12 protein-coding genes are annotated in these 14,765 nt (G+C 65.1%); 2 read left to right on the top strand and 10 right to left on the bottom strand.

Going from position 1 to position 14,765, the window contains the following annotated elements; translation table 11 throughout:
* Positions 1-53 precede the first annotated feature (53 nt).
* Together L1P09_RS02740 and L1P09_RS02745 are read right to left on the bottom strand one after the other, a co-directional pair.
* Positions 54-509 carry an REP-associated tyrosine transposase gene (locus L1P09_RS02740; protein ID WP_054904346.1) on the bottom strand — a complete coding sequence of 152 codons (456 nt, stop codon included), beginning with the start codon at positions 507-509 and terminating at the stop codon, positions 54-56.
* A 120-nt stretch (positions 510-629) separates the two neighbouring features.
* Complete coding sequence (locus L1P09_RS02745) at positions 630-1,967, bottom strand: MATE family efflux transporter (protein WP_235768433.1); 1,338 nt, start codon at positions 1,965-1,967, stop codon at positions 630-632.
* A 201-nt stretch (positions 1,968-2,168) separates the two neighbouring features.
* Between L1P09_RS02745 and L1P09_RS02750 the strand changes: the two genes are divergently transcribed.
* Positions 2,169-7,070 (top strand): alpha-2-macroglobulin family protein, encoded by a 4,902-nt coding sequence (locus tag L1P09_RS02750; RefSeq protein WP_192441585.1) that lies wholly within the window; start codon positions 2,169-2,171, stop codon positions 7,068-7,070.
* A 137-nt stretch (positions 7,071-7,207) separates the two neighbouring features.
* Here L1P09_RS02750 and L1P09_RS02755 read toward each other — a convergent pair whose 3' ends face one another.
* Positions 7,208-7,501: a hypothetical protein gene (locus L1P09_RS02755; protein ID WP_009685776.1), complete on the bottom strand. Its 294-nt coding sequence runs from the start codon at positions 7,499-7,501 to the stop codon at positions 7,208-7,210.
* Between the two features lie 77 nt (positions 7,502-7,578).
* Here L1P09_RS02755 and pbpC point away from each other — a divergent pair, with 77 nt between their 5' ends.
* Positions 7,579-9,933, top strand: a complete 2,355-nt coding sequence (pbpC, locus tag L1P09_RS02760) for a peptidoglycan glycosyltransferase PbpC (protein WP_235768434.1) — start codon at positions 7,579-7,581, stop codon at positions 9,931-9,933.
* Between the two features lie 54 nt (positions 9,934-9,987).
* Here the strand turns inward: pbpC and L1P09_RS02765 are convergent, their stop codons facing one another.
* The 7 genes from L1P09_RS02765 to L1P09_RS02795 form a co-directional block, all read right to left on the bottom strand.
* Positions 9,988-10,764, bottom strand: a complete 777-nt coding sequence (locus L1P09_RS02765; RefSeq protein WP_178126201.1) for a response regulator transcription factor — start codon at positions 10,762-10,764, stop codon at positions 9,988-9,990.
* 120 nt (positions 10,765-10,884) lie between these two features.
* The gene (locus tag L1P09_RS02770; RefSeq protein WP_009685779.1) at positions 10,885-11,355 is read right to left on the bottom strand and encodes a prepilin peptidase; all 471 of its coding nucleotides are present in this window, start codon (positions 11,353-11,355) and stop codon (positions 10,885-10,887) included.
* A gap of 180 nt (positions 11,356-11,535) precedes the next feature.
* Positions 11,536-12,105 carry a DUF4136 domain-containing protein gene (locus L1P09_RS02775; protein ID WP_232892494.1) on the bottom strand — a complete coding sequence of 190 codons (570 nt, stop codon included), beginning with the start codon at positions 12,103-12,105 and terminating at the stop codon, positions 11,536-11,538.
* 19 nt (positions 12,106-12,124) lie between these two features.
* Positions 12,125-12,748 (bottom strand): DUF4136 domain-containing protein, encoded by a 624-nt coding sequence (locus L1P09_RS02780; RefSeq protein ID WP_235768435.1) that lies wholly within the window; start codon positions 12,746-12,748, stop codon positions 12,125-12,127.
* A 21-nt stretch (positions 12,749-12,769) separates the two neighbouring features.
* Complete coding sequence (locus tag L1P09_RS02785) at positions 12,770-13,519, bottom strand: methyltransferase domain-containing protein (protein WP_054904339.1); 750 nt, start codon at positions 13,517-13,519, stop codon at positions 12,770-12,772.
* Positions 13,516-13,821 (bottom strand): MazG-like family protein, encoded by a 306-nt coding sequence (locus L1P09_RS02790; protein ID WP_009685784.1) that lies wholly within the window; start codon positions 13,819-13,821, stop codon positions 13,516-13,518. Before L1P09_RS02790 ends, L1P09_RS02785 begins: the two co-directional genes overlap by 4 nt.
* Before the next feature lie 91 nt (positions 13,822-13,912).
* Positions 13,913-14,764 carry a MaoC family dehydratase gene (locus L1P09_RS02795; RefSeq protein WP_192441590.1) on the bottom strand — a complete coding sequence of 284 codons (852 nt, stop codon included), beginning with the start codon at positions 14,762-14,764 and terminating at the stop codon, positions 13,913-13,915.
* Between the last annotated feature and the right edge of the window lies 1 nt (position 14,765).

Consider the following 14,765-nt stretch of genomic DNA (forward strand, 5'->3'; position numbering starts at 1 on the left):
CTGTAGGAGCGGCCTTGTGTCGCGAAATGAGGGCGAAGCCCTCACCGGCGCTGTCACAGCCACACACAATCCCAATGTGGATATTCACCCGCCTTGCGCACCAGACCGGCGCGAATGGGGTTGGCGATGATATAGCGTGCGGCAACTCTCACATCTTCGTCTTTGCGCAGCGCGCGGTCGTAGAAGCCTGGCTGCCATATGTGCTGGCGCGCAGCACCGGTACGGTAGAGGGCACAACTGCTCCGCGACTTGAAGGCGCACATGAGCTTGCTCAGATGGGTTGGCCCAAGCTCGATCAGCCAATGCAAATGGTCCGGCATCAATACCCAGGCCAGAGTCCGGCAGTCGCCTTGCTGATCGCTGAGTTGCAACTGCCGGATCACCGCGCGCGCAAACCAGAGGTTGCGGAACAAGGGGTACCGCTGGCGAGTAATGGTTGTGAGCAGATACAGTCTGCCCGGCTCTGAGAAGCGCCCTTGGCGCAAACGGTGATTGCCGCGACGATCCATGTCGATTTCCTTTGAACATCCCGTTCGCAGGATAGGAGGCGGGACAAGGATCGGCGCAGGTGGATCATTACTGACTATGACAGTTGGAGCCGCGTTATCCGGTCGATGGGCTATCCCCGCTCAGCCAACCCACAGCCCCCGCTGCTGCAACCGCCACCCCACCCACCCCAACGTCACCGCCCGCAACCCCATGAACCCGAGAAACGCCAACCACAAGCCATGGTTGCCAAACCCGCTCATGGCCACCGCCACCGGCAGCGCAATCAGCACCGAAACCAGCATCGCATTGCGCATCTCCCGCGCGCGGGTGGCGCCGATGAACAAACCGTCCAGCAAGTAGCTCCACACCGCAATCAATGGCAGCAACGCCAGGTAAGGCAAGTACGGGTAAGCCGCTGCGCGGACGCTGTCGATGTCGGTCTGCAGATCGATGAACAGGTGCCCACCCAGCAGGAACATCCCGGCAAACCCGAGACTGGTGATCAGTGACCAACCGCAGGCCACCACCAGCGAGCGGCGCAAGGTGAGGCGATCACCGGCACCGATGGCGTGGCCGCACAGTGCCTCTACCGCATGCGCCAGCCCATCCAGCGCATAGGCGGTCAGCAGCAGGCCATTGAGCAGCAATGCGTTGGCCGCTACGGTCGCCTCGCCCAGGCGTGCGCCTTGCAGGGTGATCAGCAGGAACACCAACTGCAGCGCCAGGCTGCGCAGGAAAATGTCGCGGTTCACGGCCAGCAGCGGTCGCCAGGCGTGCCAGTGCTTCAGTGCTGCCCATGCGACCTGCCCCGGGTAGGCGCGCAGCGCCGGGCGGGTCAGGGCCAGGCCAAGCAGGGCGGCACTCCACTCGGCAATCACCGAGGCCCGCGCTGAACCCAGCACACCCCAGTCCAGGCCCAGAACGAACCACAGGTTCAGCGCGATGTTCAGCAGGTTGGTCGTCAGCAGGATCGCCAGCGGCGCGCGGGCGTTCTGCGTGCCAAGGAACCAGCCGACCAAGGCATAGCTGGCCAGCGCCGCAGGCAGCCCGAGCAGGCGGGTGTGGATGAAGTCTTCGGTGGCTTGCTGCAGCGCGTCGCTGGGTTGCATCGCATGCAATGCCAACTGGCTGAAGGGAATGGCCAGCAGGCCAATCAACAGGGCGAAGCCGACCGCCAGCAGCAGCCCTTGAACCAGCACCTGGCGCAACGCCGCGCCGTCGCGCCGCCCGGCGGCCTGGGCGGCGAAACCGGTGGACCCCATGCGCAGGAAGCCCATGAGCCCGACCATGAACGTGAACAACGTGGCGCCCACGGCCACTGCGCCCAACTGATGGGCGTGGGGCAGGTGGCCGATGACGGTGCTGTCGACCAGGGCTACCAAGGGCACAGAGATGTTGGACAGGATCATCGGCGCGGCCAGCGCCCAGACCTTGTGGTGGGTGGGGCGGTGGCGCCAGTCGGCGGTCAGTGCAGTCATTGCGGTCCTTGGGAATCTGGGGCTGCTGCGCAGCCCAATCGCGACACAAGGCCGCTCCCACATTGATCGGCGTACGCAGGCCTTTGTGGGCTATTCTGAATGGGCACAGTGTAACGGCCAGGCAAGCAAACCGCGCGAACATGATTCCGGCCAGCTATAATTGCGGCCCTCAAGTACCCGCTGCCAAAGAGTTCCTACTCCATGTTCAACAAAGGATTGTTGCTGGCCTGCGCGCTGGCCTTGCTCAGTGCCTGTGACTCTTCCACGCCGGACAAACCGGCGCCGGCCGAGAAGCCGGCAGCCACCGCGGCCGCCGAGGCCCCCGCTGCCAAACGCGAAGACCCTGCTGTGCTCGCCAAGCGCTATGCAGGCCGCGAGCTGACTGTGCTCGACGTTTCCGAAGTGCAGCTCGACGGCGCCGCGACGCTGTCGATCAGCTTCTCTGCCCCGCTGGATGCCAAGCAGGACTTCGCCACCAAAGTGCACCTGGTCGATACCGTCAAAGGCAAACTCGATGGCGCCTGGGAGCTCTCCGACAACCAGATGGAGCTGCGCCTGCGCCACCTCGAACCCCAGCGCAAGCTGGTGCTGACCGTGGACAAAGGCCTGCTGGCGGTGAACGGCGAGCAACTGGCCAGTGAGTCGGTGACCCGCCTGGAAACCCGCGACATGCAGCCGACCATCGGCTTCGCCAGCCGCGGTTCGCTGCTGCCCACACGCCTGGCAGAGGGCCTGCCGGTCATCGCCCTGAACGTCGACAAGGTCGATGTCGAATTCTTCCGGGTCAAGCCGGAGATGCTCTCGAACTTCCTGGCCAGCTGGGGGCGCAACAGCAGCCTGTACTACTACCAGTCCAAGGAAACCCTGGACATGGCCGAACTGGTCTACAGTGGCCGCTTCGACCTGAACCCGGCACGCAACACGCGCGAGACCGTGCTGCTGCCCATCGCTGGCATCAAGCCGCTGCAGGCGCCTGGCGTGTACCTGGCGGTGATGCGTGCCTCCGGCACCTACGATTACTCGCAGCCGGCCACCCTGTTCACCCTCAGCGACATTGGTGTTTCCGCGCACCGCTACCGTGACCGCCTGGACGTGTTCGCCCAGGCGTTGGAAGGCGGCAAGGCCATGAGCGGCGTCAACCTGGAAATCCATGACGACAAGGGCAAGCTGCTGGCCCAGGCCGCCACCGATGGCAAGGGCCACGCCCAGTTGCCGATCACGCCCAAGGCCGACACCCTGATCGCCACCCAGGGTGTGCACACCACGCTGCTGCGCTTGAACACGGCCGCGCTGGACCTCGCCGAGTTCGACATCACCGGGCCCCAGGCCAACCCCTTGCAGTTGTTCATCTTCGGCCCGCGCGACCTGTATCGCCCAGGCGAAACGGTGCTGCTCAACGGCCTGCTGCGTGACCAGGACGGCAAGCCCGTCAAGGCCCAACCGGTGAACGTGGAAGTGCGCCGCCCGGATGAACAGGTCAGCCGCAAGTTCGTCTGGGAGGCCGATGCCAATGGCCTGTTCCAGTACCAGTTGCAGCTGGCCAGCGAGGCCCCGACCGGTCGCTGGCAGCTGTTGCTCGACCTCGGCGGTGGGCGCCAGCAGGTCTACGAATTCCTGGTTGAAGACTTCCTGCCCGAGCGCCTTGCGCTGGAGCTCAAGGGCAGCAGCCAGCCACTGTCACCGGATGAAAACGCGCGTATCCAGGTCACTGGCCGTTACCTGTACGGCGCTCCGGCGGCCGGCAACCGCCTGAGTGGCCAAGCCTACGTGCGCCCCTTGCGCGAGGCGGTGCCGGCGTTGCCGGGTTACCAGTTCGGCTCGGTCACCGAAACCGAACTGAACCAGGACCTGGAGCTGGATGAAGTCACCCTCGACCAGGCGGGCAAGGCCGTGGTCGATATCGAAAGCCGCTGGGCCGAAGCCCGCTCGCCGTTGCAACTGACCGTGCAGGCCAGCTTGCAGGAGTCCGGCGGCCGGCCGATCACCCGGCGCCTGGAACAGCCGATCTGGCCGGGCGAGCGCCTGCCAGGCTTGCGCGGCCTGTTTGACGGTGAGGAAACCGATAGCGACGGGCCAGTGGAGTTCGAGGTACTGGTGGCCGACCACGACGGCAACAAGCTGGCGGCCAACGACCTCAAGGTGCGCCTGGTGCGTGAGCGCCGTGATTACTACTGGAACTACTCGCAAAGCGATGGCTGGAGCTATGCCTACAACGAGAAGTTCCTGACCCAGAACGAAGAGACGGTCAGCGTCAAGGCCGGCTCCACGGCCAAGCTGAGCTTCCAGGTGGAATGGGGCCCATACCGGGTCGAGGTGGAAGACCCGCAGACCGGCCTGGTGTCCAGCGAGCGCTTCTGGGCCGGTTACCGTGCCCAGGACAACGCCGAAGGCGGTGCCGTACGCCCCGACCAGGTCAAACTGGCGCTGGACAAGCCGGCCTATGCTGATGGCGCTTTGGCCAAAGTCACCGTGACCCCGCCGGCTGCGGGCAGCGGTTACCTGATGATCGAGTCCAGTGACGGCCCGCTGTGGTGGCAGGAAATCGACGTGCCCGCCGAGGGCAAGACGTTCGACGTGCAACTGGACAAGGCCTGGGCCCGCCACGACCTGTACATCAGTGCGCTGGTAATCCGCCCTGGCGAGCGCAAGGCCAATGCCACGCCCAAGCGTTCGGTCGGTGTGCTGCACCTGCCGCTGGACCGCGCCGGCCGCAAGCTGGCGGTGAGCCTGCAAGCCCCTGAGAAAATGCGCCCCAAACAGCCGCTGACGGTGAACGTCAAGGCCGCCAACGCCGACGGTAGTGTGCCGCGGCAAGTGCATGTGCTGGTGTCGGCAGTGGACGTAGGTATTCTCAATATCACCGACTTCAAGACCCCTGACCCGTTCGCCAGCCTGTTCGGGCGCAAGGCCTACGGTGCCGACCAGCTGGACATCTACGGCCAGTTGATCGAGGCCGGGCAAGGCCGCCTGGCCAGCCTGGCATTCGGCGGTGACGCGGCCATGGCCAAGGGGGGCAAGCGCCCCAACACCACGGTGACCATCGTCGCCCAGCAAAGCGTGCCGGTTACCCTGGATGACAACGGCCAGGGCCAGGTAACGGTCGATATCCCCGACTTTAATGGTGAACTGCGCCTGATGGCCCAAGCCTGGACCGACGACCACTTCGGCATGGCCGAAGGCAAGACGGTAGTCGCTGCGCCGCTGATCGCCGAGCTGTCGGCACCGCGTTTCCTCGCCGGCGGCGACCGCACCAACCTGGCCCTGGATTTGGCCAACTTGTCGGGCCGGGCCCAGCAGTTGCAGGTTGAAGTCAGCAGCGAAGGGCAACTGAGCCTGGCCGCCAATGCCTTGCATACCGTGGCCCTGGCCGAAGGCCAGCGCTCGACGCTGCTGATTCCAGTGCAGGCCCAGGGCGGCCTGGGGCAGGGCAAGGTCCGGGTGCGTGTCACCGGGTTGCAACTGCCCAACGAGCCAAGCACCGCCTTCGAGCGCGAGTGGGCGCTGGGCGTGCGCCCTGCCTACCCGGCGATGCTCAAGCACTACCGCGTGGCCTTGAAGGACCAGCCATGGACGCTGCCCGAAGCAGACCTGGCGGCCTTCGAACCGGCGGGCCTGGAAGCCAGCCTGGCCTTGTCGAGCCGGCCACCGCTCAACCTGGCCGAGCAGATCCGCGCGCTGGAGGCGTACCCGTACGGTTGCCTGGAGCAGACCACCAGTGGCCTTTACCCGTCGTTGTATGCCGATGCCCAAAGCCTCAAGCGCCTGGGCATCAAGGGTGAGCCGGCAGATGTGCGCAAGCGCAAGATCGAGATGGGCATCGAGCACCTGCTGGGCATGCAGCGCTACAACGGCAGCTTTGGCCTGTGGAGTTCGGACAGCGAGGAGGAATACTGGCTGACCGCTTATGTCACCGACTTCCTCCTGCGGGCCCGCGACCAAGGTTATGGGGTACCGGCCGAAGCGCTGAAGAAGGCCAGCGAGCGCCTGCTGCGCTACCTGCAGGAGCGCAACCTGATCGAGGTCGACTACAGCGAAAACGCCGAACATACCCGCTTCGCCGTGCAGGCCTATGCCGCGCTGGTGCTCGCGCGCAGCCAGCAAGCGCCGCTGGGCGCGTTGCGTGGTTTGTTCGAGCGCCGGGCCGATGCCCGCTCTGGGCTGCCGCTGGTACAGCTGGCGGTGGCACTGGACAAGATGGGCGACAAACCGCGTGCCCAGCAAGCCCTGCAAGCCGGGCTTGGCATCAGCCGCAGCAAAGGTTGGATGGCTGACTATGGCAGCCCGCTGCGTGATCAGGCGCTGATCCTGGCGCTGCTGCAGGAAAGCAACCTGGCCACCAACCAGGTCGACCAGCGTCTGTTTGCCCTGTCGGATGAACTGGCGGCCAACCGCTGGCTGTCGACCCAGGAGCGAAATGCCTTGTTCCTCGCCGGCCGTGGCCTGCTGGGCAAGCCCGAGGGCCAGTGGCAGGCGCGCCTGGACAGTGCCGGCGAAGTGCGCGAAATGAACAACGCCGAGTCTGGCATGAAGCTGGATGGCCCGCTGCTGGCCTCGCCGCTGAGCGTGCAGAATGAAGGCAGCGCGACCCTCTACCAGCAACTGACATTGTCTGGCTACCCGCGCCAGGCGCCTGCCGCCGGCGGTAACGGCATGCAGATCCGCCGCGAATACCTGGGCATGAATGGCCAGCCACTGGACTTGCACAACCTGCGCAGTGGCGATCTGGTCCTGGTACACCTGGCGCTCAAGGCCCAGGACCGCGTGCCCGATGCGCTGGTAGTGGACCTGCTGCCGGCTGGCCTGGAGCTGGAGAACCAGAACCTGGCGCAAAGTGCCGCCAGCCTGGACAACGCCAGCACTGCGGTGAAGGAATGGCGCGAATCGATGCAGAACGCCAGCGTGGTGCATCAGGAGTACCGTGATGACCGTTATGTGGCGGCGCTCAAGCTCGACGGTTATGGCACCACGCACCTGTTGTACCTGGCGCGGGCGGTGACCCCGGGCACCTACCGCGTACCGCCGCCGCAGGTTGAGTCGATGTATCGGCCGAACCTGCAGGCGGTGGGTGATGGGCAAGGCGAGATGACGGTAAAAGCCCGCTAGGCTTGTGCTGCTGTTACCGGCCTCATGCTGGCAAGCCAGGTGCTGCACCTGGCTTCGATGCCGCTGCGGTCACCGTGGCAGCCGGCTTGCTGGCGATCGGGCCGCCGTGCGGTTTCCCGGGTGGCCCCCGGGATGGCTCAGTGGATCACCCAGCTCATGACCCACAACCCCAGCACCAGCCAGATGATCCCAAGGATGATCGACGCACGCATGAATGCGCGGATGGCCGAGTACAGCAGCATCAGGCCGATGATCAGGGCCAGGATGCTGACCAGCGAGGTGTCCATGCCCAAGGTGCGCGCCAGGCCGTCGATGAAATTGCCACCGGCATTGGCCAGCAGGTTGAACAGCCCGCTCAATGCGTCGACGATGAAGCGAATCAACGATCCCAGTGCCTGGCCCAGCCACTCGAAAAAACCTTCTACATGCATAGTTGCTTCCTGATGAACGAGTCGGCGAGTTTGCCGTCCCAAAGCCTTTGGCCATCACCTGGCCAGGTCGGTTCCCGATGCCAAGCTTAGCGCGGCCACGCAGCCGTGCGGGCAGGTTGTTGCGCGCCGTGCTGATCGGCCTGCTGTTGCTGGCTGGCCTGTTGTGGCTGGCAGACCGCATCTGGCCCCTGCCCATGCCGGGTGACGACCTGGCGCGGGTAGTGCTGGCCGAGGATGGCACACCGTTATGGCGGTTTGCCGATACTGATGGCGTGTGGCGTTACCCGGTCAGCCCTGATGAGGTTTCACCGCTGTATCTGCAGGCGTTGTTGACCTACGAAGACCGCTGGTTCTATCACCACCCCGGGTTCAACCCGCTGGCGCTGGCCCGTGCTGCCTGGCTGAACCTGCGCGGTGGGCGAGTGGTGTCGGGCGGCAGCACGCTGTCGATGCAGGTGGCCCGCCTGCTCGACCCGCACGACCGCACCCTGGCTGGCAAACTGCGCCAGCTGTGGCGCACGTTGCAACTGGAATGGCACCTGTCCAAGCGCGAGATCCTGCAAATCTACCTGAACCGCGCGCCGTTCGGCGGTACCTTGCAGGGGGTGGCCGCAGCCAGTTGGGCCTACCTGGGCAAGTCGCCGCGGCACCTGACCCCGGCCGAAGCCGCGTTGCTGGCGGTGTTGCCGCAGGCACCCAGCCGCCTGCGCCCCGACCGCCACCCCGAGCGGGCACAGCGCGCACGCGACAAGGTACTGCAGCGCCTGGCGGAGTATCAGGTGTGGCCGGCACGGCAAATTCGTGAAGCGGCCGAAGAACCGCTGGTGCTGGCCCCACGGCAAGAGCCAGCGCTGGCGCCATTGCTGGCGCGGCGCTTGAACAGCGCCAACAGCCCACCGCTGATCCGCACCACGCTCGATGCCGCCTTGCAACGGCGCCTCGAAGACTTGCTGCTGGGCTGGCGCGCACGGCTGCCAGAGCGCACGTCTGCCGCCATTCTGGTGGTCGAAGCACAGACCATGGCCGTGCGTGCCTACCTGGGGTCGATCGACCTGGCCGACGAGCGCCGCTTTGGCCATGTCGACATGGTGCGTTCGCTGCGCTCGCCCGGCTCTACGCTCAAGCCTTTCCTGTACGGCATGGCATTGGACGACGGCCTGATCCATTCCGAATCGCTGCTGCAGGATGTACCGCGACGCTACGGCGACTACCGGCCCGGCAATTTCTCCATGGGTTTCAGCGGCCCGGTGTCGGCCAGCTCGGCGTTGGCGCTGTCGCTGAACCTGCCGGCAGTGCAGCTGCTGGAAGCCTACGGCCCCAAGCGCTTTGCCGCGCAACTGCGGATGGCGGGTATGCCACTGGCACTGCCGCCTTTGGCAGAGCCCAACCTGTCGCTGATCCTGGGCGGCGCCGGCAGCCGCCTGGAAGACCTGGTTGGCGGCTACGCCGCGTTTGCCCGGGGCGGCAACACCGCGCAGGTCCGCCTGCAGCCGCAGGACCCGCTGGTCGAGCGGCGTCTGTTGTCGCCGGGTGCAGCGTGGATCGTCCGGCGTATTCTCAGCGGCCAGGCACGCCCCGACCGCGACCCGCATGCCGAACTGGTGCAGCGCCCGCAACTGGCCTGGAAGACCGGCACCAGCTATGGCTTTCGCGATGCCTGGTCGATTGGCGTGGGCCCGCGCTACTTGATTGGTGTGTGGATCGGTCGCCCAGACGGTACGCCGGTAGCCGGGCAGTTCGGCCTGGCATCGGCCGCCCCCCTGATGTTGCAGGTGCACGACCTGTTGAGCAATCGCGACAGCCAGCGGGGTATCAGCGTGCCAGTCTTGCCGGTGCCCGCCAGTGTCGGCGTGGCCGCGATCTGTTGGCCGCTTGGCCAGCCCATGGCCAGGCAGGACACTAACTGCCGGCGCCAGCGGTTTGCCTGGACCTTGGACGGCACCACGCCGCCAACCTTGCAGGCCGCCGACCAGCCGCTGGGCCTGGGCTTGCGCGAGACGGTGTGGGTCAACCCGCATGGCTTGCGTGTGGATGGGAGTTGCCCAGGCGCCACGGCCCGCGATATTGCCCTGTGGCCGGCACCGCTGGAGCCTTGGCTACCGCGGATGGAGCGGCGTGCCGCACGGTTGCCGGCCATCGACCCAAACTGCCCGCCACAGGTACCGGCCAGCGCACCACCGCTGTCGATCGTGGGGGTGCGCCCGGGCGACAATCTGCGGCGGCCGGCCACCAGCAGCGAGCCTTTGCAGTTGCATGTTTCGGCCCTGGGGGGCGGCGGCCGGCGTTGGTGGTTCCTCAATGGCCAGCCGCTGGGGGAGACCCAGGGGCAGGACAGCCTGCTGCTGCGTTTGCCCCAGGTTGGCCAGGCCGAACTCAGCGCCCTGGATGAAAGCGGTGAGACTGCCCGGGTGGCGTTTCAGGTCAGTGAGTAGGTGCCCGAGCGCAATGTGGAGCGGTAATACGCCCCGGGTACAACAGGCCGCCGCTCAGTGGGTAGTGAAGCGTTGATGCACTGGCGATGAGCTGGGCGTCAGCGCCAGCGCCAATTGGGTACGGTTATGCATATGTGTCAACCGCAGCACCTGCGACACGTACAGTTTGACCGTGTTCTCGGTGATCCCCAGTTCACAGGCAATCTGGTAATTGGTCTTGCCCTTGCTCACCAGCCGCGCGACCTCCAACTGGCGGGGCGACAGTTTCTCGAACGCTGCGGGTAGCTCGCTCTCGCTCTCTTCGCCATCCGTGGCACGCCGGTGGGCGCCTTGGCCGCGGGCTTTCTCCAGCTCCTGATAGAGCTCGTCCACAGACTCGGCCAAGTCTTGCAAACGCTGGTTCAAGCCGCCCAGGTTGCGGAGGTTGCGCTGGCGCTCGAGCAAGGCCTGCTCCTGCTGGCGCACACCTTCGAGCAGTTCCTCAAGGTCCATGGGTTTCTGGTAATAGTCGGCAAAACCTGCGCGCAGGGCGCGGATCACGTCCTGTTTTTCCCCCCGGCCGGTCAGCATGATGGCCTCGAACATGCGTTGGCTGCCGTCGATCTCCTTCAAGGCGCGCACCAGCTCGATGCCGTCCCGTTCGGGCATTTCGAGGTCGCAGATGATGAGGCCAACTGCGGGGTCCGACGTATACCGCTCTATGGCTTCGTCGGTGGAATAGGCGGGTACGCAGGTGTAACCCGCGGTTTCAAGGTATTCACATAGCTGCTCGACAATGACCGGTTGGTCGTCGACCACCAATACCTTCACTTCACTCACTGGTCTGGACACGATCAACTCCCTGTTCGTATACGGCCCTGCTCCCGGGCCAGACGCTCTGGCAATGTAAAAAGTAGTCGCACACGGCGATTCTGTACAAAACCTGTACACATTGTCCGACCACAGGCATCGCTATTGGATCCATACGGCTGTCAGCAGAAAGCCGGTGAGCACATAGGGGACGAACGCCTGCTTGTCGCCCATTTCCTCGGTCAGGGCTTGCAGGCGCTTCTTGATCTTGGGGTTGAGCAGCAGCCATAGACGCCGACGGGCCAGCAGCCAGACCAGCACGCTGACCCCAGCGCCAATGAACGTGCCAAGCACGTATTGCGTGCCGCTGGCCAAGGCCAGGGCGCCCATCAGCTTGACATCATCGGCGCCGAAGTGGCCGTACATATAGCCGGGCAGGGTCAACAGCATGACGATGGCCAGCGCCCATCCGGCATCGCTGGCATCGGCCCCCATCCAGCTATGGCCAGTGGCGAACAGCCAGAGCAGGGCACAGCTGGCCACACCCAGGGTGAGCAGGTTGGAGATCTGGCGTTGACGCACATCCTGTTCGGAGCACAAGGCAAGCCACAGCAGCAGAACAATGCTTTGCATTGGCAGGTCGCCCTTCCTAAAAGTTGAACACTTCTACCCGGTCAGTCAGGTTTCCTTGACTGAAGATAGACCGGAACGTGCGCACGAGTAGGCCTTGCAACCGAAAAAGGCGTAGTCGGAACGGATTTTGTCGTAGCTGTCACCGGGGGCTGCGCTTGAGCCCCTGGCTGCTTTCGGAGGTTATTTCCGGCTACCCGGCGGGTAATTGCCCATCACCTTGGCCACGGTGTCTTGAATGGCGCTGTTACGCTCTTCAGGGCCCGGTGGGTAGTTGTTCATGATCTGCTCGGCACTGCCGCGCCAGACCAGCTTGCCGTCACGGCCATCGAAAAGGTCGACCTGAATGGTGGCCACCTTGTAATCGACGCTGCGGGTTTCGTTGTACATGGGGCCACCCCAGTACCCGCCCCAATAACCACCCCAGCCCCCGCCGTAATTGGTGGTGATCTGTTGCTGGCGCTGCTCGACGATCAGGTAGGTGCGTACGGTCAGGTCTGGCCGCGCGCCGCCTTGGACCGGGCGCAGGCCGCGCTGGTCGAGCTGCTCGGCCACTGCCGTACGAATGCGCTGCTCGGTCAGGTCGCTCTTGATGCGAGGGTCATCCGGGCGGTACTGCAAACCTGGCTCCTGCCATGCCCAGCTGCGGTAGGCGGCAAAGTCGCGGCTGGCATCGAAATCCTGCTGAACGTTAGTGCTCGAGCAGGCTGACAATACCAGCGCGAATGACAGTAGAACGAGGCGGCGCAACATGATGGTTCTCCGTTGGCTATTAACTGGGAGGATAGCCGCTGAGCGCCTTGTGCACAGCATCGCGCACGGCGTTTTCGCGTTCGCGTGGCGAGTCCTTGTCGCTGCCGCTTTCGGCGCTGGCGCTCCATACCGGTTGGCCGGTACGGGCGTCGTAGAGGTCGATGCGCACCACCATCACCTGCACCTCGTAGGTCCGCACCACTGGCACGCTGGCATAGCCGCCGTAGCCATGGCGGTAACCGCCATAGCCCACGCTGCCGTAGGGGTAAGGGTCATAGGTGTCGTAATCGCGCACTTGCCGCAAGCGCCTTTCCAGGCGCATGTCGGCGCTTACCAGCAAGTCGCCGGGGCCGCCCCGCGCCGGGCGCAGGCCATGCTGGTCGAGGGCACCACCAACGGCATCGGCCAGGGGCGCCGGGTCGGCCCCCGCCGAGCCACTGGGCAACCGGCCGTTACGCCAGTTCCAACTGCGGTAGCGCCCGTAATCGCGTGCCGGTGCCGGGTAGGCGCTGGCATCGAAGGTAGCGGCCGCCTGGGCCGGCGCCGGGGGCAACGGCCGGCTGCTGGCAACATACGGATTGGGGCTCTGGCAGCCAGCCAGGGCCAGCGGCAGCAGGGCCAGGTACAACAGACGGTATGGCATGTATTCCTCCCGGCAGGCCGCTCAGCGAGGGCGGCAAACCCAGTGCAGATAGCGCCCGAGCCGGGCGAACCCAGGGTGGCGGCGGTACGCCAGCTCCATCTCCAGCAGGTCGAGCAGTTCGGCCTTGGCCTGGAACTCTTTGGGCATGTAGTCGTGGAACACCCGCACACCGCTTTCACTTTGCACCTGCCACAAGGGTTCAAGGTGCGCCTTGAGCTCGCGTGGATCAAGCGGTTTCTGTGGCGTCAGGCTCTGCTTTTCACCTTCCAGACGGTTGCTGCGCAGCTTGCGGAAATGGCCTTTGAGCAAGTTGCGGTAGACCAGGGCGTCGCGGTTGTAGAACGCCAGCGACAACCAGCCACCCGTGGCGGTGAGCTGGTGCAGCACGGGCAGGATGCTCTCGGGTTCGGCCAGCCATTCCAGCACAGCGTGGCACAGCACCAGGTCGTAGGGCTCGTTCAATTGGCCGAGCAGGTCTTGCCAGGGGGCCTGGACGAAGGTGGCCGTCTGGCCGGCTTCGGCAAAACGGGCCCGGGCGCCGTCGAGCATGGGTGCAGCCGGTTCTGCCAGGGTCACCTGGTGGCCACGTTCGGCCAGCCACAAGGCCATGTGACCCAGGCCGGCGCCGATATCCAGAACACGCAACGGGCGATCAGGCAGCGCCTCGGCCAGGTCGGCCTGCAAGACGGCCAGGCGGATCGCGCCCTTGGCGCCGCCGTAGATCTTTTCCGCGAAGCGGGTGGCCAGTTCATCGAAATGACGGTCGTTCATCGAGCGAAACGCCTCTCGCTGTCGGCCAGCTTGGCTCGCACCACCTGGTCCATGTCCAGGCCCAGCTCACTGCACAACAGCAGCAGGTAGAGCACCACGTCACCGACTTCCTGCCCGGCGTGGGCCAATTTGTCGGCAGGCAGCTGGCGCGATTCGTCTTCGCTCAGCCACTGGAAAATCTCGACCAGCTCGGCCATTTCGACGCTGGCGGCCATGGCCAGGTTCTTCGGGCTGTGAAAGCCACGCCAGTCGTTGTTGTCACGGATCTGGTGCAGGCGTTGGGTAAGCTCTTGCAGGTTCATCGGGTTTCTCCAAATGCTGCATAGCTTCTGCCCTGGCCCGATGCAAAGCAAGGGGCCGCCGCGTTGCGGCCCCTGGGCCCGGCAATGAGCTCTAGAGCTGATCCCAGCGGCCGAGCATATGCAGTATGCCCCCATGCCCATCCAGCCGCAGCACCCCTGCAGGCCACGCCTCGCTGGCACTGAGCACCACTTCGGAGGGCAACCTGACCGGCTTGCGGAAAGCCACCTCAAAGGCATAGCCGCTGTGCGGCAGGTGCCCGCGCAATGCGGCCAGTGCCATGGCCTTTGTCCACATGCCATGGGCAATGGCCGTGGGAAAGCCGAACAACCGTGCACTCACCGCACTCAGGTGGATAGGGTTGTAGTCCCCGCACACCTTGGCATAACGCCGACCGATGTCACTGTCGGCATACCAGCGGGTGGCCTCGGGCAAGCAGGGCGGTTCGTCGTCGGCACGCCCGCCGGCCTGGCCATCCAGCTTCAGCCCACGTACCAGCATGCGGCTTGTTTCACGCCAGAGCACGCCGATGCCATCTTCGGCTTCGGTCACCAGGTCGAAGGTGCCACCTTTGTCATGCGCCTGCAGGTTGTGCGCATACACCGCAAAGCGCAGCCCTTCGATAGCGCCCAGTGGCCGCAGCACTTCGATGCGATTTTGCAGGTGCACCAGCCCCAGCAGCGGGAAGGGAAAGTCACGGGCGGTCATCAGCTGCAATTGCAGCGCAAAAGCCATGATGTGTGGATAAGTAGCCGGCAGGCGGCCATCGTCGGGGAAGTGGCAAAGCCGCCGATAGGCGTCCAGGTTGGCCGGCTCAACCTGGATGAAACAGCGCAGGCCATCGTCGGGCAGGTGCTCACCGCTGATCGTGCGCTTGCTGGCGGCACGCAGGTACAGGCTGGGGCGGGCAGCCGGGCTATGCAGGTCGTGCCATTGTCGGCTCATG

The sequence above is a fragment of the Pseudomonas juntendi genome (assembly GCF_021560075.1).
Classification (GTDB): Bacteria; Pseudomonadota; Gammaproteobacteria; order Pseudomonadales; family Pseudomonadaceae; genus Aquipseudomonas; species Aquipseudomonas juntendi.

Excerpts from the sequence above, each read along its gene's own strand:
- L1P09_RS02740 (WP_054904346.1), bottom strand. The coding sequence starts at position 509 with ATGGATCGTCGCGGCAATCACCGTTTGCGCCAAGGGCGCTTCTCAGAG.
- L1P09_RS02745 (WP_235768433.1), bottom strand. The coding sequence starts at position 1,967 with ATGACTGCACTGACCGCCGACTGGCGCCACCGCCCCACCCACCACAAG.
- L1P09_RS02750 (WP_192441585.1), top strand. The coding sequence starts at position 2,169 with ATGTTCAACAAAGGATTGTTGCTGGCCTGCGCGCTGGCCTTGCTCAGT.
- L1P09_RS02755 (WP_009685776.1), bottom strand. The coding sequence starts at position 7,501 with ATGCATGTAGAAGGTTTTTTCGAGTGGCTGGGCCAGGCACTGGGATCG.
- pbpC (WP_235768434.1), top strand. The coding sequence starts at position 7,579 with ATGCCAAGCTTAGCGCGGCCACGCAGCCGTGCGGGCAGGTTGTTGCGC.
- L1P09_RS02770 (WP_009685779.1), bottom strand. The coding sequence starts at position 11,355 with ATGCAAAGCATTGTTCTGCTGCTGTGGCTTGCCTTGTGCTCCGAACAG.
- L1P09_RS02775 (WP_232892494.1), bottom strand. The coding sequence starts at position 12,105 with ATGTTGCGCCGCCTCGTTCTACTGTCATTCGCGCTGGTATTGTCAGCC.
- L1P09_RS02780 (WP_235768435.1), bottom strand. The coding sequence starts at position 12,748 with ATGCCATACCGTCTGTTGTACCTGGCCCTGCTGCCGCTGGCCCTGGCT.
- L1P09_RS02785 (WP_054904339.1), bottom strand. The coding sequence starts at position 13,519 with ATGAACGACCGTCATTTCGATGAACTGGCCACCCGCTTCGCGGAAAAG.
- L1P09_RS02790 (WP_009685784.1), bottom strand. The coding sequence starts at position 13,821 with ATGAACCTGCAAGAGCTTACCCAACGCCTGCACCAGATCCGTGACAAC.
- L1P09_RS02795 (WP_192441590.1), bottom strand. The coding sequence starts at position 14,764 with ATGAGCCGACAATGGCACGACCTGCATAGCCCGGCTGCCCGCCCCAGC.